At 53.2% G+C, this 22621-nt stretch carries 12 protein-coding genes; 11 read left to right on the forward strand and 1 reads right to left on the reverse strand.

Going from position 1 to position 22621, the window contains the following annotated elements; all coding sequences use genetic code 11:
- Window positions 1-61 precede the first annotated feature (61 nt).
- Complete coding sequence (locus tag AC0VZ8_RS01915; protein ID WP_475485871.1) at window positions 62-1978, reverse strand: family 20 glycosylhydrolase; 1917 nt, start codon at window positions 1976-1978, stop codon at window positions 62-64.
- A gap of 340 nt (window positions 1979-2318) precedes the next feature.
- Here AC0VZ8_RS01915 and AC0VZ8_RS01920 point away from each other — a divergent pair, with 340 nt between their 5' ends.
- The 11 genes from AC0VZ8_RS01920 to tnpA all read left to right on the forward strand — a co-directional run bounded on the left by AC0VZ8_RS01920 (window position 2319) and on the right by tnpA (window position 22222).
- Window positions 2319-3506 (forward strand): SpoIID/LytB domain-containing protein, encoded by a 1188-nt coding sequence (locus AC0VZ8_RS01920; RefSeq protein WP_475485872.1) that lies wholly within the window; start codon window positions 2319-2321, stop codon window positions 3504-3506.
- Window positions 3507-3611: 105 nt separating this feature from the next.
- The gene (locus AC0VZ8_RS01925; protein WP_475485873.1) at window positions 3612-4064 is read left to right on the forward strand and encodes a hypothetical protein; all 453 of its coding nucleotides are present in this window, start codon (window positions 3612-3614) and stop codon (window positions 4062-4064) included.
- 466 nt (window positions 4065-4530) lie between these two features.
- Complete coding sequence (locus tag AC0VZ8_RS01930) at window positions 4531-5547, forward strand: LacI family DNA-binding transcriptional regulator (RefSeq protein ID WP_475485874.1); 1017 nt, start codon at window positions 4531-4533, stop codon at window positions 5545-5547.
- Between the two features lie 158 nt (window positions 5548-5705).
- On the forward strand, window positions 5706-7376 hold the full coding sequence (locus AC0VZ8_RS01935) for an ABC transporter substrate-binding protein (RefSeq protein WP_475485875.1): 1671 nt from the start codon (window positions 5706-5708) through the stop codon (window positions 7374-7376).
- 101 nt (window positions 7377-7477) lie between these two features.
- Window positions 7478-9388, forward strand: a complete 1911-nt coding sequence (locus AC0VZ8_RS01940) for an ABC transporter permease subunit (protein ID WP_475487630.1) — start codon at window positions 7478-7480, stop codon at window positions 9386-9388.
- Between the two features lie 12 nt (window positions 9389-9400).
- Window positions 9401-10231: a carbohydrate ABC transporter permease gene (locus AC0VZ8_RS01945; protein WP_119850413.1), complete on the forward strand. Its 831-nt coding sequence runs from the start codon at window positions 9401-9403 to the stop codon at window positions 10229-10231.
- 27 nt (window positions 10232-10258) lie between these two features.
- The gene (locus AC0VZ8_RS01950; RefSeq protein WP_475485876.1) at window positions 10259-12403 is read left to right on the forward strand and encodes an alpha-L-rhamnosidase C-terminal domain-containing protein; all 2145 of its coding nucleotides are present in this window, start codon (window positions 10259-10261) and stop codon (window positions 12401-12403) included.
- Complete coding sequence (locus tag AC0VZ8_RS01955) at window positions 12331-14790, forward strand: alpha-L-rhamnosidase-related protein (RefSeq protein ID WP_475485877.1); 2460 nt, start codon at window positions 12331-12333, stop codon at window positions 14788-14790. The genes AC0VZ8_RS01950 and AC0VZ8_RS01955 overlap by 73 nt, the downstream gene beginning before the upstream one ends.
- A 131-nt stretch (window positions 14791-14921) precedes the next feature.
- Window positions 14922-18755: a DUF5722 domain-containing protein gene (locus AC0VZ8_RS01960; protein ID WP_475485878.1), complete on the forward strand. Its 3834-nt coding sequence runs from the start codon at window positions 14922-14924 to the stop codon at window positions 18753-18755.
- A 48-nt stretch (window positions 18756-18803) separates the two neighbouring features.
- Window positions 18804-21482, forward strand: coding sequence for a family 78 glycoside hydrolase catalytic domain (locus AC0VZ8_RS01965; RefSeq protein ID WP_475485879.1), 2679 nt, complete (start codon window positions 18804-18806; stop codon window positions 21480-21482).
- A 251-nt stretch (window positions 21483-21733) separates the two neighbouring features.
- Complete coding sequence (tnpA, locus tag AC0VZ8_RS01970; protein WP_071223663.1) at window positions 21734-22222, forward strand: IS200/IS605 family transposase; 489 nt, start codon at window positions 21734-21736, stop codon at window positions 22220-22222.
- The last annotated feature ends 399 nt before the right edge of the window (window positions 22223-22621 follow it).

Here is a 22621-nt window from a genome sequence, read left to right on the forward strand (position 1 = left end):
CACCGGGGCTTTTATTATGCTTTTGTGATTGGTATGAACTGATAAAGGCCAGCCGGAACCCTTAAAAAGGATTCAGCACATGGTAGAACACGTTCGGCGAAGCCATGCGGTAATAATGGCTGCACCAGCCGACACCCTTGTGGTTGTCGCGGTTGGTCGTGCTGAATACCAGCCGTTCCTGCTCCAGCTCTTCGATCCGTGCCGTCCGTCCCTCCACGTATTCCAGAATGCGGAACGATGCGGTGTCCAGGCGGGTGATGACGCCGCCATAGCGGATGTCGATGACCTCCCAGCCAAAGGGCTTGAACATTCGATGCCACTGCGTGCGGTGGGAAATGCGCAGCTCTTTCACGGCTTTGGAGATGGCAGGGAGCACGTTCTTGGCCATATGTCTCAAAGTATCGGTGTCTTTGGCATCATAGGCTTGCTTCAGCAGAATGCCAATTTCACTCTTGCGTTTGAGAACGGCACTGAGCTTCTCCGGCATCTCGAACAGATAGTCGAGCTCTGCGGCGCTATCGCGCTTCGCGCGCAGGTTTTGCTCCAGCTCGGCATAGTGGTTCGAGAGGTCCAGGCCTTCGATCTGTTTGTCGAACATCCCGAGGAGCACATCCTGATACAGCAAAAATTTCGACGGGTTGCTCTGCTTGGCGTTGTTTGGCTCCTGGCCGGGAATCTCGTCCAGATCCTTCAGCAGGAGGAACGCCTCCATATCGATGCCCGTACAGAATTTCACCCGTTCCGCCAACTGAGCCGGGGAAGGCTCCTGTTCCGAGTAGGCATGCTCGGCATAAAGCTGCAGACCGAGCAGCGCCGCGAACGGATTTCCTTCGTTGCCGTCGTCGCCCCACATCGTGGCGTATACCTCGCGGATTCCTTCCTGCTTGCACACTTGAAGCGCAACATTTGAAGCGTTCAGGGACAACCCGTAGTTGACGCCGAATGTGTTGAAGATCCAGACGGCTCCGGCAAACACGAGGTTGCAGCCCAGCGGGCGGTGATTGGCGATCAGCTTCTCATAGTCCGCCGGCTCCATGTGGGTGTAATCCCAGTACACCATGTCCACATCCTTCGGGATGCGGCGGGCCATATCCTCCGGGATCGAGGTGTCCTTGTCGTAATACGCCGCATCGCCGCCTCCGCCGGCAGCGAGCTTCAGGAACATGTCGCTCCACATCATCGGCTTCAGGCCGCGCTTGCGGACGGCAGCCAGGACTTTGTCCAGATGGGCGATCATGATGTCGAAACGGCTCACGTAACCGTTGTGATCCAAATATTTACCTCGTCCGAGCTCCTCCGCTTCGTCCATCCCGATATGAATCTTGTTGCTGCGGAACGGAGCGCTGGCGGCCTCGATCATCCGTTCAATCAGGGAGTCGGTCAGCTCGCTGCCGACGAGCAGGGCACCCTTCGTATCGCGGTAATGCTTGATGGGTTCCCACTTCAGAAACTCCTCTAGGTGCGCCAAGGTTTGGATGCTCGGAAAAGCCTCGATGCCGAATTGATCGGCATAATCGTCCATCTCTTTCGGCTCCGCCTGCGTGTAGCGACCGCGCATATAACCGAAATACGGCTCGCCTTCGATCTGGTAGGTGTCCTCCATATACAGCATCACGCTGTTCATTCCCATCAGGGCCATTTTATTCAGCATGAGCTTGAAGCTGTCCACGGTCAGCACGGCGTTGCGGGACAGGTCGAACATCGGGCCAATTTGGTCAAATTGCTGGCGTTCGTGAAGGTGGAACGTATCGTTTTGGCGGCTATGTTGAACCAGCAAGCCGAGTCCCCGGAAAAATTGATGTTTTCGTCCGTAACGAATATAGGCGCGGTCTCGGTCCCTGCCGACCTCCAGATCGCCATCGGACAAGGCTACCTCAACGGGAATGCCGTTTTCCCCGAGTTCGACGCCAAGCTCCTCCAGCAGCAGCTCAATGCCTGGCGTGACATCCGTAACAGCGCCCTCGAAACGAAATTTCATATGAAATCCCCCTGCATCCATGATTTTGCGAACATTAAACATTATATCATTATAATGTTTAATGTTATGGGAATCGCCGCTGGAAATCAATCCTTTGTTTGCAAAAATCGGTCTACCAATTCATCTCGAAAAAACGCTGTATCTATTATACTTCTAGCTCAAGCAAAGCATTGAATAACAAGACAATATGAAATAATTATTTAAAAAAATTGCGTAACTATTATCCGACTTTAAGAGTTTAAATATATGAAAGGAAAATTTTAGGAGAAAATAGAGGTGAATATAAAAGTTAACACTATTTACCTTGGATTTGATAATTTATAAAAGGAGCGTGACTGCTTTGTATCAATTTAAAAAGCTAATATCAATATCGAGCTTAACGTTTTCGCTTGTACTCATGTTTGCTTTGGTCTTCCCTAATTTATTGTATGCTTCAAATTCAAACGTCGAAAATTCCAATAAAGAAATACCAGAAGTTATTTATCAATACATTCGCTCCATTAATGATAAGGATTGGGACGGTTATGTAAAATCCTATGCTCCAGACAAACAACCGACAAACTTTCCAAGTGAGCAACAATTGCTAGATCGTGTTGGAATACTTTCAGTTGATTCAATTGCAATTTCCGAGATAAGAGAATTGCCAGAAATTCATATCAAAGAGATCGAACCATATTTCAATGAACTTGATGAATTCTTATATAATAATATTAGATATTTCTATATTGGTTTTAATTATAAGGTCCACCAAGAAAATGAATTTTACTATAATGGTGTTATGTATGAGCTTATCGCAGTTGGAAACTTAAATAGCACTGACTACATAATTGGCCATGAATACGTCTATAATTTTGACAAGCTCAAAAATTTCGGTTATACATTTGATTCGATATCTGAAGAAAAAGCAAAGAATGTAATTGAACAAAAAGAGATAGGGAGAATTGTGAATTTTAATAATGAGCTGATTCCTATAAAAAGTTACACAAGTGATAGTATTGGAGTAACACCGCAAAGTGCTACTAATCCTCCTAACGGACTAATACTTCATATTGAAGCAACAGGCACAAATAAAACACTTGGTTTTGATACTTATGCGAAAAATGTGTTGCCTAATGAATGGATAGCAGGGTGGAAAGCTGAAGCATTAAGAGCTGGGGCAGTAGCTATAAAATCATATGCTTGGTATAACGTCACATATCCTAGACAGCCAGCAAAACAGCATGGTGCCCATTTGACTGATAATTGGCGCAATTATCAGAAATACGTCGAAGGCTCCAACCATCCCAATACGGATGCCGCGGTTGATTATGTTTATGGGATTTTTATGAGAAATTCAAATGGAGTCGTTTTCGATACTCAGTATCGAGCAGGGACTTCAGGACAAAGCGGGACCGAAAGCGGAGGGATTCTTTCACAACATGGAACACAGTACTTAGCAACAAACTATCCCAATTGGAATTACAAGGCGATCCTCGGATATTATTATAATTTTTCTGATAAAAGTAGTGGTTATATTCAAGTTTTCTAAAACAAGCGGCTCTTCAATAAAACAAACCAAACAATCGCTCACCCAAGTATTCAATAATCTCCGTATGCATGCTAACAAAGATAATTACACACAAGGGGGATATATATGAAAAAGATGTTATTAGTTTTTATTCTTATCCTTACCATGATTCTGACATCAGCTTGCTCTCGCAACGAGGAACCTGAAACAATTCCAGACAAAGTGAGTTCAGATGGTCCTTCCGGAATCAGCAAAACACCGGTGATGATTGATAAGGTCTATACAGATGCCGAGGAGGAATATGGATGGTGGGTTGTCCCTAGAGATGCCGACACAATAACCATTTATGTTGAGGCACAACATGCTGACACCGTTTTATTTTGGTCAGCTCCTACCGGTACGGAGGTTGGTAAAGAACGGAAACTCATAGGATATGATATTGATGGAGAAGATGGCTGGTCATTTGAATGGAATATCAAGGATCAATTACTCCATAACCATATAGATGTTCAGGCACTAGGTATTGACGGTATATCGTTAGCCACCGAGACGTTTAATGTGCATACATTGGAGGATTAAGATATTTCAACGGTATGGAGATCCGGCATTAACTTTCAAAGAAAGCTCATACCTGAAACGAGTCTGGTGGGGAATCAGCCATTCCAATGACTGATTCCCTTTATTTCATTTCAACACTTCCCAATTCGACAGCAGGGGCAAGTTAGCGAATATAGAAGCATTAACGTGATTGAATCAAACGTACACCGGTTCGTGGACGAGCTATTCATTACGAATTAGATAAAAAAAGAACAAAAAGCAGGATTGACACTGCCGATAACCCGGTGTATTTTATATACAAATCGTTTTTGCAAAAACGTTTTGTATCACGAGAACATCAATTCGGCGATTCTTTCTTCAACGCGATAACGCCGTAATCGGCTAATACCTGATAGCGTTTACATAAGTGGTTTGAACTCTGCGGTTTTACAGCTCTGCATTTATAGTCTAATCAAATGTTTTCCTATAATTTTGGATAAGGATGATCATGATGGCAGCAACCATAAAAGACGTCGCCCGGGAGGCCGGCGTAGCGGTTTGTACCGTGTCGTTTGCGGTCAATGGCTCCGCGCATGTAGCGGAAGCGACCAAGAAGCGGATATTCGATGCAATCGAGAAGCTGAATTACCGGCCGAACCAATCCGCGCGCGGATTGGTCACGAAGAAGACGAACAACATCGGCCTGGTGGTCGAGGATACGGTGGACGGTTTGGAGAATACCATTCTCCTCGACGTCGTCAAGGGACTTGGGGAGGCGACGGGAGACAACAATTACGATTTGCTGCTGTCCTTTCAGAAGCCGAGTACGAATAAATTGGCGGATCACCTGCTGGACGTCTACCGCAAGCAATCGGCGGATGGACTGATCCTGATGGGGGCGGCCATTAACCAGCCGTATGGGGAGCTGATCAAGAACCGGTTTCCTTTTGTCCTGCTCGGGAGGCCGACGATGCCAGGCGTGTGTCACAGCGTCAATGCGGATAACGAGCAGGGCGCCTATGAAGCCGTTAAATATCTGATCGGCAAAGGTCACCGCCGGATTGCGCTCATCACCCCATGCTCGCTGGAAGTGGATGCCTCGCTGGACCGGTATAACGGCTACCGCCAGGCCATGGAGGAATTAGGCGACGGGTTCGACGAGCGGTTGGTGGAGATCGGTTCCTTCGAAGAAGACAGCGGGTATACGGAAACGGAAAAACTGCTGAACGGAGTCGAGCGTCCTACCGCCATCATCGCCGGACGCGACGTGATCGCTTCCCGCGTCGTCGAGAAGGCTCAGGAGCTGGGTTACAAGGTGCCGGAGGACCTGGCGGTGATCGGATTCGATAACACGGCCGTGTCCCAGTTGGCCCGGCCATCCATTACATCGATCGAGCTGCCCATGCGGCAGATGGGCCTGGAAGCAGCGAAGCTGTTAATGCAGCTGATTGACGGCGAAATTCGTTTTGACGATATTCAGACGATCGTTTTGCCGTGTACCGTCATTGAAAGAGAATCGACCTGAAAACGGATATTTTCGTTGGACGATTCTTTTTTTTGAAGGGTGCAAAAACGTTTTTGCACCCTGTTATCCTTGAAGGGAGTGATGCGGGTCCAATTTAGACATCTAAGACTTCACATAAATGTAAGCGAATTCATTAAACGCTTAGGGGAGTGAACGTCATGATCCATTTTAGAAAGATCGTAAGCCTCATTTTGATTTCCTCACTAATGATCATCATCGCAGCGGGCTGTACCAGCAGCGGACCCAATACCGCCAGCCCGTCACCATCCGAACAGCCTACCCCAACGGATAACAAAACACCAGCCGAACCAGCCGGAGAAGATACGGAAAAACCTAAAGGCGGCACGATCCAAATATCCTTGCGCGGTGCCTCAGCCGAGGTTTGGGGCAAGGTAGCCGACGCTTACATGGCTAAGCATCCGGACGTGAAGGTCGTCGTGGATATCAAGCCGGCCGAGGGCTACCGCGAATGGCTGCAGGCCCAGTTTGCCGCCGGAGAGCCGGAAGCCGATTTTGTGAACACGAATGAAAACAGCGACCTGAACGAAGACCAGAAATTCGTGGACTTCAAGCCTTGGCTGGAGACGGAGAACCCCTATACCGGAAAGCTCTGGAAGGAAAGTTTCAACCTGGACGGCATGGGCGTCAATCTGGATGACCCTAACCTGCAAACTTTGCAAGCGCTTAACTTTGAATCGGTTCAAATCCTCTGGATGTACAACAAAGAGATGTTCGAGAAAGCGGGGATTACCGATACCCCTAAAACATTCGATGAACTCATCGCGACCTACGACAAACTGAAGGCGGCGGGTTATATCCCGTTCACGATCGGCGGCAACGCGCTCTCCCTGTGGAGCGGTCAGGCGGGCTGGCTCATGCGCATTTATCCGGACCAGTACTTCCGCGATTACGTGGAGCTGATCAAATCAAAGCCGGAAGATTATACGTACATGCCAAACATCGACGATAACTGGAAGTTCGACCTGAGCGACCCGTACAACGATTCCCGTTCCAAAGTATCAACGAACGAGCTGCGGATGTACCAGGCCATTAAGAACAAAGTCGGCCCGTATAAAGTCGAGGGCAATCCGGCCTGGCGCGAAGTCATGACAAATCTGAAAACCTTGTTCAGTTACGCGCCGGACGGTTTCATGGGCATGTCCGAGGAGCAGGCCTACAAGCTCTTCCTGACAGGCAAGGCCGCAACCATGGTCGCGCTTCCGTCCTCCTATTGGCAGCTTCCGAAGGATTTTGCCGATGCGGAAAAAACGGGAGAGAGCGGCGGCGTGAAATCCTTCGACTTCGGATTCTTTAACATGCCTTCCATGGAAGGGAAGCTCGTCCAGGCTCCGGCGAGAACGATTCATATCTACACCGGCTTCTACGGCTTCGTGAAGAAGAATGCGGAGCAAACCGCCCTGAACGTCGATTTCATGATGTATTTGACCAGCCCGGAAGGGTATAAGGTGTACCTGGAAGCCGTCCAGAATTCCAAAGACGCCTCCCTGAACGGCGCGCCGCTGCTTAACGACATCGAGCTGCCGGAAGAAATGAAGAAGACGTTCGAATCGTTTGACGCGATCGGGAACACGGAAGGACTGAACAGCCCGGGCAACGTGTTGGCCCGCGGACTCCATGACTATCAGCCATCCGTGCAGAGCTATATCGGCCTGATCTCCAAATACTTCAACAATGAAATCGATGTGGATCAGCTGCTGAAGCAGTACCAGGCGGATATTGACGCCAAATTCGAAGCCATGCTCAAGGAACGCAAAAAAGAACTCTCCGATATCGAGAATCCGGAGCGTCAGCCGCCTGTCAGACAGTAGCATTAGTAGGCTGTAAAAGGCTGTAAGGCGCAGGACTTCGCCTTCATCGGAGGAGTCCTGCGGGTTCACTTGGCATGGAAGGGAGTGTGAACACGAAGGTGATGAGAACAATATATTCCTGCCTGCTGGCTTCGCTGCTGCTGTTTCTATATGCCCAGCCGATCCATGCCTCTGAGCCGATCTGGACGATGGAGCAGGGCCTTACGATCAAAGCCTTGTCCATATCAGAAGACGGCGAGCTGGTGGCAGTCGGTACGCAGAATGCGAGTGCCATTCTTCTTCAGCGTGACGGCACGCAGCGATTCGAATTCATGGCAAACAACGTCGTGACTGGTGTCGCCCTTCTGAATGACGGACGGATGCTCGTTTCCTCCGATGACCGGCATCTCTATATGCTGAGCGCTGACGGCAAGGAGATGTGGAAGCGGGATTTTAAGAAAATGATCAAAAATCTGTCGGCAACGCCCGACGGCAAGCTGGCTCTCGTGACGCTGCATAACGAAAGTTTGGTGCATGTGCTCGATGAACAAGGACAGACGCTGCGTGAAATTCCGATCGGCATCGCGGTGAAGAGCGCGGCGGTATCCCCGAACGGGCAATGGCTCGCAGCCGGGGCCGCGAATCAGTACGCCTATTTGTTCAATCCAGGCGGTGAGCAGCAATTTCAGGTGCCGCTGGAAGGCGACATTCTTCATGCTTCCGTTGCGGATAACGGAACGATGGTGGTCGGAACGACCAGCAATAAAGCGGTCCTCTATTCGGCAGAGGGCAGTAGGCTTGGCGAATTGTTGACCAAGGATAAAGTGACCTCCGTTCATGTCACCCATGACGGGGAGTTTATCGGGGTAGCGGATTACTCTGGCAATTATTACGTGGCCAATCAAGGCGGCGAACTGTTGTGGAGCACGAAGGAGGCCGGAGCCGGTCAGCAAATCCGGTTCAGCAAAGACGGCACGCGACTCTTCGCAGGCTCGGACAAAGGAGCTGTCTTCCAATATGAAGTCGGGGCCTTGCTGGAGCAAGGCAAGCAGGCGGCCATGGTCAAAACCGTGGTACAGGTAGCGGCCGTGATCGTATTCGTTCTGCTGACGGTACTGTTATTCTTTTGGCTGTGGCGCAAGAAGCCATATATTCTTCACCGGCTGTGGAAGAGCAAACTGGCGTATGCCATGCTGCTCCCCAGCTTTACGCTCATTATCATATTCCTGTATATCCCGGCGTTCTCCGGCTTGATTCACTCTTTGTACGACTGGAACCCGGGCGCACGAAGCGAGTTTATCGGGCTGGACAATTTCAGGCGCATGGCGAATGATCCGTACGTCACCAAGGGAGTAGGCAATCTGCTCATCCTCATCGTCACCGGATTGTTCAAGGCGCTCATTCCGCCGCTGATCGTGGCGGAACTGATCTATCATCTGAGAAACAAAAGATCCCAGTATGTATTCCGCACGTTTTTCGTCATTTCCATGGTCATTCCATCCGTCGGCATGCTGCTGGTCTGGCAGGACATGTACGATCCGAACATCGGCCTTGTGAACCAGCTGCTGCGCATGATCGGACTCGGCTCGCTAAGCCATCCGTGGCTGGGTGACCCGAATACGGCGCTGTGGGCCATCATTATGATGGGCTTTCCGTTCGTCGGCATCCTGCAGCTGCTGGTAATGTACTCGGGGCTGATCGCCATTCCGGAAGAAGTGATCGAAGCGGCGAGAATCGACGGCGCCAAATCCTTCCGCATTATCCGGGCGATTCACCTGCCGCTGCTGGCAGGGCAATTCAAGCTGCTGATCGTGCTCGCGCTGATCGGCATCATTCAGGACTTCGGCTCTATCTTGATCGTCACTGGCGGGGGGCCTGCGGACTCGACCTATGTACCTGCGCTGCAGATGTATTTTGCCGCAACGAAATTCAATGACCTGGGCTATGCGTCGGCGCTTGGCGTCAGCATGTTCGCCATCATTATGGTGATTACGGTCATCAATATGAAATTCATCAAAACGAATACGGATTAGGAGGGGAACGGCATGAATGCAAAGGCTAGACTCGTTCAGCAGTCGGCGCTTTATGTGCTGCTTATCGTTTTTGTTGCGTTGACCCTCGCCCCCATCGCCTTCACTCTGATTTCATCCTTCAAAAATAACGCGCAGATTCTGGGAGGCATCTGGACGATGCCCATCCCGGCGCAGACCGCGAATTATGCGGAAGCCTTCGCGGCGATCTGGCGGTACACCTTGAATACGGTGCTCTATGCGGCGGTGGGCGGCACGCTGGTCGTGGCCCTGTCCGCCGTTGCAGGCTATACCTTTGCCAAGAAGGACTTTCTCGGCAAGGAGGTGCTGTTCATGCTGATGCTGGCCATCATGATGATACCGGGCGTTATGACGCTGATCCCTTCTTACGTGCTGTATGCGAATCTGGGGCTGGTGAATACGCCGTGGGTCATCATTATCAGCGCGGCCGCGGGCGGTCAGATTTTCGGCACGTTTTTGTGCAGGAGCTTCATGGCGGGCATTTCCAACGAGCTGTTTGATGCCGCCAAAATCGACGGTGCGGGAGAGTTCGTGGTGTTCACGAGAATGGTGCTGCCTCTGTCCGTTCCCGTTCTCATGACCTTGATGATCATGCAGTCCGTCGGGATCTATAACGATTACATCTGGCCGCTTTTGACCATTAAATCGAACAGCATCCAGATGATCGGCGTCGGGCTTACGCAATTCACGAACCAGTTCGGCATCTCCAACATGGGCGTGGAATTCGCGGCGTACATCATATCGGCGATTCCGCTAGTACTGCTGTTCAGCTTCGGGATGAAGTATTACATCCAGGGCGTTACGCAAGGGGCTTTAAAAATATAAAACGACGGACCAAATGGAGAGAGATGGATGAATATACACAGACAAGCGGAGAAGATACCCAGCTGGATCTGGCACAGGGAACGCGAGGGTCGGCGGCATGTCGTACTGGAAAAATCCTTTGTTCTGCATGCAGCGGTTGAGCAGCTTGAGATGAGAATCGCCTGTACGGGAGAAGCCGAGATCAGGCTGAACGATGCCGTGATCGGCCACTTCCCGGAGCATGCCAGGCACACGTCCGCATTTTATCCGGTAGCGGGGCTCCCCGGCGGTTTGGAGCCTGGAGCCTATACGCTCCGAATCGAGCTCCGTAATACGGAGCCGATGCCGATGCATCCCATCAATATGCATCTGCATGACCGCTCGGTGGGATGCATCGCCTACTTGAGCGGAAGCGAAGGCTTATGGCTGGCAACGGATGATACCTGGGAGGCCGGGGACGGCCCGGCGGAGGTGGTATGCGTTTGGGGCGAGGAGCCTTTTGGAGACCTGGATCATGCGCCTCCTTGGTTTATTGCCGGAGGATACGGCGATATCGCGGTCGAGCCTGTCCAAGGCATAAGAGTCATGTCCGCAGCCGGAGTGGAAGCGGTCAGCGGCATAGATGGTGTAATTCAGATGAATGGAACGGCCGGAGGGCGAATCGTCCTAGGCGAAGTGGAGTCCCGGAATGAACGGCATATTTTTTATCATCTTCTGAAGCAGGGGGAATGGAAGGAACGCAGGACTCAGCAGAAAGAGCTGGATTTGAGCCGGATGCCGGAGCTGCTGCTGGAATTGCCCCATGAGCTCAATGTGCGGATGCAGGTGACCAACCACGGCGATTCCGAGATCGGTTTGCTGTGGAATGGCGCTGAATCCTTGCAGGAGCTGCGGCATTATGACGGATGCATGACCGAGTGGTTGGCGATTCCGCCGGGGAGCCTGTCGGCAACGAATCCCCAGGGCATGCAGTACGTGCAAATTTACGTAAGCGGGGACGATGGAGGAACATTCCATCTCGAGCTCCGATTGGAGGCAGCCGGCGCCGCGCTGAACCAAGCGGGGCAGCTGCAGACGGACAACGACCTTATGCAGCGCATCTATGACGTGTCGGTGCATACCAGCCGGGTCTGCCATCAAATCGGATTGTGGGACGGCATCAAACGGGATCGCCTGAATTGGGCTTACGATATTTACCTGGCCGCCAAAACCGAATACTCGCTCTGGGACGATTATTCGGTATTGAAGCGGTCGCTCCGGGAGCTGGGGCGGACCCCTTACGGCTATTGGATGAACAATCTCCCCTCCTATACGCTGTGGTGGCTCAGCAGCATATGGGATTACTACTTCGAGACGGGAGACCGGGAATTCGTATGGGAAATCCGGGAGGATCTGCAGCGGCATATCGCTTGGGTGAAGGCGAATGCGGATCCGTGCAGCGGGATTTTCATGCCGGATGCCAGAGAGGCACATTCCTTTATCGAATGGTCGCCCATGGGGACGTCTGAATCGTGGGCGTGCCTGAACGCGATTTACGGCATGACGAAGAGCCAAATGAAACAGCTGGCGGATTACATGCCGGAGCTCGGGCTCCATTGGGATGAACCGCAAGCGGAGCTTAAGGAGGAGCAGTTCATCGGGCCGTCATACGCGCTGCTCACCTCGGTCATCGGCATTAAGAGCGGGTATGTGGGAGAAGACAGCGCACGCAGATTTCTCCTCGACTATCGGCTGGGGGACCCGCTCACGCCATTGTCCGCCTACTGGCTGGCGGAATGCTATTCGGAGTACGGCATGCATGAACGGGCGTGGGCGGTTATCGCTACGGTCTGGGGAACGATGCTGGATGCGGGAGCAACCACTTTCTGGGAGGGAATCAGGCTGACGCCGAGCAGCGATATTCACCATGCCCTGACCACGTATACCGCGTACGATTCCTATCGGATGAGTCTGTGCCACAGCTGGTCGAGCACGCCGGTGGTCTGGATTGCCAGGTATGTCCTGGGGATTCGCGCGCTTGAGCCCGGTTATGCCCGCATCGCTTTTGAGCCTCATGCCATCGGGGGGCTCACGGCCGCACGGGGCGTGATTCCAAGTCCCAGGGGCTTGATTAAGGTGGAGTGGAAGCTGGAGCATGGCCGCATGATCAAATCAGCTCGCATCGGGGAAGCCGAGCTGGCAGGGAGGGCATGATGAAAGAGCACTGGCAAGCGAGCTGGATTTGGGGAGATTTCCCCCCGAATACGGCCAACGTGTATCTGGAAGCAAGAAGGAGCTTTGATTTGCAGAAAGCGCCGATGGCGGGCCGATTGTACGTGTCAGCCAACCAGGAGTACCTGCTTTATGTCAATGGGGCCGTGGTCGGGAGGGGCCCCTCACCTGCCGATCAGCAGTGGAAGTATTACGACGAGATCGATGTGACCCCGCTGTTGACGGTGGGTAGGAATGTGCTGGCCATCGTCGCCTACAATTTCGGTTCGACCGATATCGTGACAGGCCAGATGCAAGGGCCGGGGGGATTGATTGCCGAGCTTGAGATCGAGCAGGGGAACGGAGTGTTCTCCGTGGCCGCCACGGATGCGGATTGGAAGGTCCGGCGATCGCCAAGATGGATGGCCCAGGTGTCGCGCCAGCATCAGTGGAACGGATTCCGCGAAATTTATCTCGCGGAGCAGGAGGACGGATGGGCGGAATCCGCTTACGACGATTCCTCATGGAGCGGGGCGGTGGTTATCGCCAAAGCATGGGATCCGGATTCGCCATGGCCGCGACTGCTACCGCGGGAGATTCCTCCGCTGCACAGGGAATGGGTCATTCCGGCCGCGATCGTACGGACCGAAGCCAATTTCGGCGTCAGCCTGGGGGAGTCCGGCATGCTTTGGAATCGTGGGGGCAGCACGGAGGCGTTCGGTTCGCCGGAGCGTGCCCCTCGGGGTCAAGAAGCGTTTGGCTTGCAAGAGGACTCGGCGGAAACAGAAAGAGATCCAGGTCGGTTAGCGGCAGGTACAACAGGCTGGACGCTTGATGCCAGCATGCCCGGCTCGCTGCCGGGTGTTGTATATGACTTTGCTAGCGAAATCGTGGGGTATCCCGAGCTGGAGCTGGACGCGCCTGCGGGCGGCGTGATCCAACTGTCGTACGGAGAATCGCTGGAGCTGCAATTGTACGATACCTTCATCCTGCGCAAAGGGCGAAATCGGCTGAAGCCCTTTGGCCGCCGGGCTTTCCGTTTCCTTCAGGTTACGGCACAGGCGACGCCGGCCGCGCTGACGATATCGCGCTTCGGCGTCGAATCCGTCCACTATCCGTTTGACGAATCCGGCTTTTTTCGTTGCAGCGATGATCGTCTGAACCGGATTTGGGAGGTCGGGGCGTATACGACGCTGGTGAACAGCCAGGATCATCTGGAGGATTGCCCGCTGCGCGAGAAGGCGCTCTGGGTAGCCGATGCCGTGGTCATGGGCAAAGTCATCTACCACGCGTTCGGCGATGATCGGCTGCTGCGCAAATGTCTCTTGCAAGGGGCGCGGATTCAGAATGGCGACGGCTCCATACCCGGTACCGGCCCGGAACGAAACTCGTTCCTGCTGCCCGATTTCTGCGCGCATTGGTTGTTCGGCGTGCATTCCCACTGGCGGTATACGAAGGACCGCGATTTCCTGGAAGAAATCTGGCCGGCCATTACACGGCTGATGGCGTGGTTCGCGCTGCAGGAGGATCGGGATGGCCTGTTTGCCGGCGCCAACCGGCCTGGCTGGTGGTGCTTTATCGACTGGGCCGATTACATCGACCGGCGCGACCGGGTGACGGCCGTCTCCTGCTTCTATTACAAGGCGCTCGGGTTGGCGGCGGAGCTGGCGCAAGAGACCGGACGCGCCGAGCTGGCAAGGCAGTGGAAGGACCAGGCGGTCCGGCTTCGCGCTGCCATAAGGGAGCAGATGCGGCCCCCTGGCGAGATCGTGTTTGCGGATTGCATCGGATCGGACGGATTATCGAAGCAGATCACGGCTCAGACCAACTTTGCGGCGATATGGTCCGGCCTGATGGACCCGGCGGAAGAGGACCGCTTCCTGGACGAATGGTACGACGGCGGAAAGCTGCCGCCGTTAAAAGGCGCTTTTTTCTATCATGTGGTTCTGGAGACGCTGATGAGCAAAGGACGCGTAGACCGCGCCCTGGAAATCATAAGAAGCTATTGGGGCGGCATGCTGGACAGGGGAGCGACGACCTGGTGGGAGACGTATGATCCGTCAACGCCGGCCTGTACCGTGCCGAGCGCTTATCAAGGCAATACGCCAACTTATTTAGTTGATCATATTCCCGTGAGCTTTAGTCACGGCTGGGGCGCATCGCCGAGTTATATTTTGACGCAATCCGTGTTGGGCCTTGATTTAAGCAGACTCGGCGATCAGGAGGTATATCTTGCCCCGCATGCCGGTGATCTCGATTGGGCGGAAGGCGCTGTACCGACGCGCTTTGGCATGATGGAAGCAAGCTGGAAGAGAGAGAAGGGAGGGAAGCTGAAATACGAGCTGACGGTTCCGGAGGGAATTACCGTGAAAGCGATCGAACGGGACTGAGCTTGTGCTTAGAATCAGAGATTAAGGCGATCGGCTTGGAGACGAGCGAATAGGGGTTTGGAAAGGGGGTGAATGGCGTCGAACTGCGGTAATCGTATCAACAGAATCCATTTTGAGGAGGAACAAGCGTAATGAAGTTGAAGGGGTTTAAAAGGCTGCTGCTGTATTCCGTCCTGCTGGCGCTCATCCTGCAAGCGTATCCCTCCGGGATCGTGTTTGCGGGCACGTATGATCCGGATTTAAAGGCATCTCCCCATGTGCTGAACGTGACGGGTTACACGCCTTCGATTGTCATTGACGATTTTAACGAGCCCGATGCGGTAAACCAGCCGGGAAAATGGACCAGCGGAGCGGGAGCGGAGAAAGTCACCTACGCTGACCGTTATGCCAACGGCCCGAATTCTCCATATGAGGGAAGCCATGTGCTCGAGGTATGGTCGGATGAAGTCAAGGCTTATGAATGGAGAACGGTATCCAGGGATTTCGATCAGCCGCTCGACTTGTCGGACGTGAACTATCTGACGTTTGCGGCCAATTGCTACGGGTGGCAGACGGAGGACTATCTGATCAAGGTTACCCTGTTCAGCGGCGAAGATTCCTATGAGAGCATTGCCCAAATCAATCCGAACAGCTGGAGCAAAGTGGCGGTGTCCGTCAAGGATTGGGCCCAGCGGGACTACGTCACCAAGATCGAATTCGCGTTCATGCTCAACTTCGATCACGGCGGACTGAAGCCGGGCGATCCGGGATACGAATTCTGGGGCGGCAATTACCAGATCGATTATCTCAGCGGATCCAACGCCATCGGCATGGATTTTAACGTGGACGGGGAAACGGAAGGGTTTACCGCCCAAGGCGCCGAGGTGGACGCAGCCGGCGGAGAGCTCCGATTGGCACTGACAAGTGCCGTTCCCGTATTGCAATCTCCGGTGATCATCCAGGATATCGATCATTACAATACATTAAGCGTCAAATGGAGGAACGAGTCGCCATTCAACAAAGTGAAGGTCGAATGGATGACGGAGGAAAGCCCCGATTGGGATGAAACGAAGTCGGAGGTGTTCGACATCGAAGCGAATAACAGCCAATCCGTTGAACAAGATTTTAATCTGTCGCTGCATCCGAAGTGGAGCGGCAGCCTGAAGCAGTTCCGGTTGACGTTCCTGAATGGCGGAGGGGCAAGCACGGGAGAAGTCGGCATCGATCAGATTCGATTCAAGCAGCTGGCCCCGATTGAAGTGTTCCCCGGCGAGCTTACGAGGCATGAGATCGCGGCCTCCCGGGATCGGATCGTGATCGAGGGTGCACTGAAGCCTGGGGAAGCGGAGCTTTATGAAGGCGGAGAGCTCCAATTGTTTGAGCTGCAGCCTTATGAATCCGAGAGGGATCTGGCGAACAGAGAGCCGATTGCCGAGCAAGCGGTACAAGATCAATTTAGGTTTGAGCTGGATCTGGCAGGGCAAGAGGGACGTACCCGCCTGCAATCCAAATTTGCGGTCGCGGCCATGCTTCCGGACGGATCGCTGGAGCTCGTGGATCGCGCCAAATACGTGAGCAACACCGAGATACTTGCGCCGAATACGTATCCGTTCCCTGTGGCGAAGAGCAAGAAGGGGCTGCAGGTGCAGATGGTCGGCGATGCGGAGGACCTCGGCATCAGTCATGCGGCGCTGAACGTGGATTACAATAGTGCCCTGTACATGAACGGGGCCGTCAATCCGGCCAATACGTTCGAATATTCCTACGAAGGGGAGACTTTCTACTTCAAGAAGGATTGGATCGAGGAGCGGGATAATTCCATCAAGAGTTTGTCCGATAACGGAGTGACGGTATCCCTGATCCTCCTCATGTATAAGGGGGGAATGGACGATACCACGCCTAACCGGTATTTGCTCCATCCGGATGCTACGGAAGGCATCGTCTATGCATTTAACACGACGGATGAGTTAGGGACGAAGTATTATAAAGCCATCACAGCCTTCCTGGCGGAGCGTTACTCGCGCGAGGACGAGAAGTACGGCAGAGCCGTTAATTACATCGTTGGCAACGAGGTGGATGCCGGGGAGACTTGGTATAATATGGGCAATGATAAAACGGTCAGGGAATTCGTTCAGGACTATGCCCGGACCGTGAGAATAACGAATACCGTCGTAAAAAGCTTTTATAGCAACGCCAGAGTGTATATTTCACTGACGCATAACTGGGATCAGCAGCTGCCGTCCACGCAGATCGGCTCGTTCGACGGCCGATCGATCATCGATACGCTTCAGGCGGAGATCGCTGCAGAGGGCGACATTCCGTGGCATATCGCTTATCATCCTTACCCGGAAAACCTGTTCGATCCGAGAGCCTGGGTTGCGCCGCAGTCGCTCGAGCAGTTCGATACGCCGAAAATCACGTTTAAAAACCTGCACGTCCTCGTGGATTACATGAAGCAGCCGAAGTTCATGTACGGCGATGAGGCGCGCCGGATTATTCTGTCGGAGCAGGGCTTCCACAGCGGCGACAATTCGCCGGAAGGCCAGCAGCTGCAGGCGGCAGCCTATGCGTATGCCTATTACATTACGGACTTCCTGGACGGCATCGACTCCTTCATTCTGCACCGGCATGTGGACCATGCCGAAGAGTACGGCTTGAATCTCGGATTGTGGACGCATGATCCGGATACGAGCAGGGGCGCCAGCATCCCTGCGGAGCACAAGCTGGTGTACGATGTCTTTAAGTATATCGATACGGAACGTTCGCTGGAGGTGACGGAATTCGCGAAGCCGATCATCGGCATCGCCGACTGGCAGGATATCGCGCCATCCTTCGATGCCGGCAAGCTAGCTCGGCGGGAGATACCGGATACGGCGCCAGCGGCTGTCCTTCCTCCGGAGCAGCTGGAGGGGGCGGAAATGCAGTTTGATTTTGAGAACGGCGATGAGGGCTGGACCCATGCAGAGTATGTATCTGGCGTCGAAACCGATGCTTCCGTCACCTGGACCGGCAGTCAAACGCTCAAGGCTACGGTGATGACCAGAGAGCAGCTGGGCGACAGCAAAGGCATCGCCAAGCGGTTCGACGAGCCGCTGAATGCCGAGGGCAAACCCTACCTGTTCTTTGGCATCAATCCTTCGAACGGGCCTGCGGCCGAATCCTATACCGTTCAGGTAAAGGTGTACAGCGATCAGCATGTGCTGGAAGCAGAGGGGAATGTTCCGCCGAAGCAGTGGAGCAACCTGGCGGTTGACTTAGGGGATTGGGCCTATAAGGACCGGATCACCAAAATTAAAATCGGGCTTGTGCCGGCAAGCCGGGTGCATTGGCAAGGAGGATATTTCCATGTGGACGGCATCGGTTTGGCCAACGGCATGGAGGCGGCAGAGCTTACCGCCGCTTTGACGCCGGAGCAGCCGGATGGCAACGACGGCTGGTACCGAAGCCCGGTAACCGTCAAGCTCGGGGCAGCGAATGGCTTGCCGGACGGCTACGGCATTCAGTTTCGCGTGAATGACGGAGAATGGCAGACGTACGGTTCCGAAATGATCATGGATACGGACGGGATTCATGGGCTGGACTATCGGACGATGAGTCCAGCCGGGGAACCGGGTTCCATCAAGTCCTTGACCTTGAAGATCGACCAGACCGCGCCCGTGGCGACCGTAACGGCGGACCCGGTTAAGTTGTGGCCGCCTAACCAAAGGCTGGTGCAGGTCACGGCTTTCGTCGACGCCAGCGATTCGGGCTCGGATATCGGTTCCGTCGTGCTGTCCTCCATTACAAGTAATGAGGAGCTGCAAGCGGAGGATATTCAGGGTGCGGAGCTGGGCACGATGGATACCTCGTTCAGCTTGCGCGCGGCAAGATCGGGTGCAGACTCCGGCAGGATCTACACGATCACGTATACGGTCACGGATCAAGCCGACAATGAAACCGCGGCCGTGACCCAGGTGAACGTGCCGCATGATCATTCGAATCCATGATGGATGGATTCTAACGCCCGATAGACAGTCTGGAAGGGGAGAAGCAACGTGCTTACGATACAAAAACCGCTTGTGCATGGTCTGGAGAATCCATTGGGGCTGGATGTGTCTTCTCCCCGTTTTTCCTGGCTGCTGGAGAACGATCGGCGCGGAGAGGCGTTCGCGGCTTACAGGGTGAGGGTGTGGGTGTCCCTTTCCGCGGAAGGTCTCTCTAACAGGGATTTGGTGTGGGACAGCGGCAGGCGGAGTGGCCAAAGCCTAAGCCTTCTGTATGACGGTCCGCCGCTGCAGAGCAATACGCGTTACTGGTGGCGGGTTACGGTCTGGGACCGTCAGGGTAAGGAAAGCGAAAGCGTACCGGCATATTGGGATACGGGCTTGTTTCCCGGCGATTGGAGTGCTGAATGGATCTGGCGGTCCGAGGAGATGAAGCTTAATGATTTTGCCTATTTCCGCAAATCCTTTGATCTCCGGGGAGCCATTGCGCGGGCCAAAATATTCGTATCCGCCCACCATGTATTCCAATTGTTCGTTAACGGACAACGGGTTGGAGGCTATGGTTCACCCGCTCCGACGGGGGTGCCACACCGCAAATATTATTTGGCTTATGATGTGGCCCCCCTCTTGTTGAGCGGTGCCAACTGCATCGGCATTGCCGCTCATTATTTGGGCGGGAGCGGCCAGAACTATGTGAACGGTGTGCCGGGAATGCTGCTCCAGCTGCACGTGGAGCATGAGGACGGGACGGAGCAGCTGGTTGTATCGGATCTGACATGGCAGGCCTTAAGGCAGATTCCGCATCGCATCGGGTCTCCTTGTCAGCAGAACCGCCGCTTATCGGCCATAGAGGACTATGACGCGGCTCTTCTGGAACCGAACTGGCTGCAACCCGATTTTGGGGAGGAACACTGTACTTCGGTTGTTCTTGCTCATCCATCCGTACAGCAATGGTCACTCCATTGGCAGCGGCTCCCCGAGGCGGAAGAGCTGGAGTCCATCATTCCATCCGTGGCAGCGGAGCCGTCGTTCGTAAATGGGGAAGAGGGGCTCATTCAGGTATTCGACGCTGGCAAAATCATATCGGGCTGGCCGCAATTGGCCTTGCCCGGTATGGCAGGCGTCATAGTACGGCTGCGGTATGCCGAAACGCTCGATGGCAGCGGGCGGGTTGTCCATCAAGTATGCAACGAGACTTCGCATCATTATTACGACCTGTATACGATGCATGGACGCGGAGTGATTGAATATTGGCAGCCGGATTTCAGCTTTAAAGCCTTTCGTTATGTGGAGGTTACCGGCTATCCGCAACCGATTGAGGAAGGCCAGCTGCGAATTTGCTCAGCGGGTACGGCCATGGCACGGACGGGGCATTTTCGGTGTTCGTCTGAATTCTTAAACAAGCTGTACGACGTTTGCCTGCAGACGCAGCGCAACAATGTGCTGGGCCAGGTGGTCGATTGCCCGCATCGGGAACAGGCACAGTATCTCGCGGATACCGATCTCCAAGCCGAGACGCTGCTCTATAACTTCGATGCCTATTCGGTATTGGATAAGACGCTGCAGGACTTTGCGGACGGCCAATTGGAAGACGGCTCCTTCCCTTTTGTGTTCCCATCGAACTACGAGCATCCAGACTTTTTCATTCAAATCCCGGAATGGGACCTGCATTATGCGACCTTGCTGTGGAAGCTTTACCAGTTTAGCGGAGATACGGAGCTGCTCTCTCGATATTATGAACCGCTCCGGGTCATGATGGAGGGTTATCTATCCCTGATATCGCCGGCAACAGGCCTGATTCCGGTCGGCCGCGGATGGCATATTAGCGATTGGCCCTATCCGACGGTCGAGCATGAAGGCGAATATCTGGCCGTGCAGCAGATCAAGGCATGGCAGGCGTTGCGCATTCTGTCCGAAGCCGCGGCCTTGCTGAACCGGGCAGATGACCGTGCAGCGTATGCTGCCCATGCCGAGAAGCTGCAAGTCAGCGTCCTGAATGGGCTGTACGATGGCTCCGGCAAGCTGCTGCATGACAGCTCGGGATCGACTGCCACCCATCAAGGCGTTAATGCGTTGGCATTATATGCGGGGCTGCTGCCGGCAAAAGACCGGAAGGCTGCATTGAAGGCCGTGGCAGGCAAGCCGTGGGAGAGCAAGACGGTCTTGTCGCTCCCGCTGCTCCGTCTTTTGTTCGAGGAGGGATTGCAGGATCAGGCCTACCATTTGCTGAGTAAACCGGATGATCCGGGGTGGGGCTACATGATTGCACAAGGAGCGGAGACCATGTGGGAAGGCTGGGATGATATCGAGTCCCATTGCCATGCATGGAACGGTTATCCCGCCCGCTTGCTGCAGGAGTATGTCTGCGGGATTCAGAGCGGAGCTCCCGGGTTCGCGACGGCACAAATTCGCCCCTTTTTCGCGCCGGATCTGGACTTTGCCGAGGCTTCCGTTTCGACCGTAAGAGGCAAGATCGCCGTACGCTGGGAGCGAGTCAGCGAAACCGTCATCCTGCTGCGGCTTGAGCTGCCCTGCACGATGAGCGCTACCGCTGCATTGGCATCACCGAGCTCCCGCCCCATTACCAGTCTTCTGGTCGATGGTGTAGAGATATGGGGAGGATCAGCTTCAAGCTGTATGCCGGACGGCATCGTCCGCTGCGGCCTGGAGGATAGCATGCTTGAACTTGAGCTGCTGTCCGGGCGTTATGAGTTAACGGTTCGCTATTAGGCAGCGTTGTGCTTGCGCCCGACCAGCTTCAGCAATTCCAAGCACTATTTAGGGGCAACGGCCATACCATGCATGTAAACCTTAGTAGGGGAATCCGTCATCTGGATGACGGATTCCCTTTATTGTAAAAAGAAAACCATACGCTATGCGTATGGTTCAGGATAGCTTAAGCGTTGTATAAAAAAAATCCTCCGAAGTGTTAAGATAAATTCGGTTCGCCAACCAAATTTAAAACACGAGGAGGAGATCAGATGGCATCTGATGTGAACAGTTTAGCACATACAAAATGGAATTGTAAGTATCACATAGTGTTTGCACCAAAGTACAGAAGACAAGTGATCTATGGGAAATTGAAAAGAGATATAGGAAAAATACTAAGACAATTGTGTGAAAGAAAAGGTGTAGAAATTATAGAAGCAGAGGCATGTAAAGATCATATACACATGCTGGTAAGTATACCGCCGAAAATAAGTGTGTCATCATTTATAGGGTATTTAAAAGGGAAGAGTAGCTTAATGATATTTGATCGCCATGCAAATTTAAAATATAAGTATGGGAATCGAAAATTCTGGTGTAAAGGGTTTTATGTGGACACGGTAGGAAGGAACAAGAAAGTGATTGAAGAGTATATACGAAATCAGTTACAAGAAGACGTGGTTGCAGAGCAAATGACGCTGGAAGAGTATATAGATCCATTCACAGGAGAAGAAACAGGAAGCAAACGAAAGAAGAAGAACTAGAAGGCCCCTTAAGGGGTAGCCGAAAAAGTAGTGCGGTTGGCGAACGATTCAATGCCCTTTAGGGCTGGCCAGTAACAAAGGCTTTCAGCCGCAGAGCAAACCACCCGTTCACACGGGTGGTTTTGATTTGTTAGAGATGGATGTTGCTGGAGAAAACCCGCTTGAGCCGCAAAATTCATCATGAAAACAGGTCAAAATGTGGTTGACGAGAAGGAGACTCGATACTACAATAAATGATGCAAACGTTTCCATTGTAATCGCTTTCATCTATTTTTGTTTTATTCTATATTTCGAACATATTCTCTAACTCTTGTCAGTAATTGTCGTACTTTACTTGATGGAAGCTCAAACCTGTTTATGCAATCGTTTGCGCAGCGATTGGCATCAACTCAGTATCAG

This window comes from Paenibacillus sp. QJM3NY_38 (assembly GCF_056173265.1).

Excerpts from the sequence above, each read along its gene's own strand:
- AC0VZ8_RS01915 (WP_475485871.1), bottom strand. The coding sequence starts at position 1,978 with ATGAAATTTCGTTTCGAGGGCGCTGTTACGGATGTCACGCCAGGCATT.
- AC0VZ8_RS01925 (WP_475485873.1), top strand. The coding sequence starts at position 3,612 with ATGAAAAAGATGTTATTAGTTTTTATTCTTATCCTTACCATGATTCTG.
- AC0VZ8_RS01930 (WP_475485874.1), top strand. The coding sequence starts at position 4,531 with ATGATGGCAGCAACCATAAAAGACGTCGCCCGGGAGGCCGGCGTAGCG.
- AC0VZ8_RS01935 (WP_475485875.1), top strand. The coding sequence starts at position 5,706 with ATGATCCATTTTAGAAAGATCGTAAGCCTCATTTTGATTTCCTCACTA.
- AC0VZ8_RS01940 (WP_475487630.1), top strand. The coding sequence starts at position 7,478 with ATGAGAACAATATATTCCTGCCTGCTGGCTTCGCTGCTGCTGTTTCTA.
- AC0VZ8_RS01945 (WP_119850413.1), top strand. The coding sequence starts at position 9,401 with ATGAATGCAAAGGCTAGACTCGTTCAGCAGTCGGCGCTTTATGTGCTG.
- AC0VZ8_RS01950 (WP_475485876.1), top strand. The coding sequence starts at position 10,259 with ATGAATATACACAGACAAGCGGAGAAGATACCCAGCTGGATCTGGCAC.
- AC0VZ8_RS01960 (WP_475485878.1), top strand. The coding sequence starts at position 14,922 with ATGAAGTTGAAGGGGTTTAAAAGGCTGCTGCTGTATTCCGTCCTGCTG.
- tnpA (WP_071223663.1), top strand. The coding sequence starts at position 21,734 with ATGGCATCTGATGTGAACAGTTTAGCACATACAAAATGGAATTGTAAG.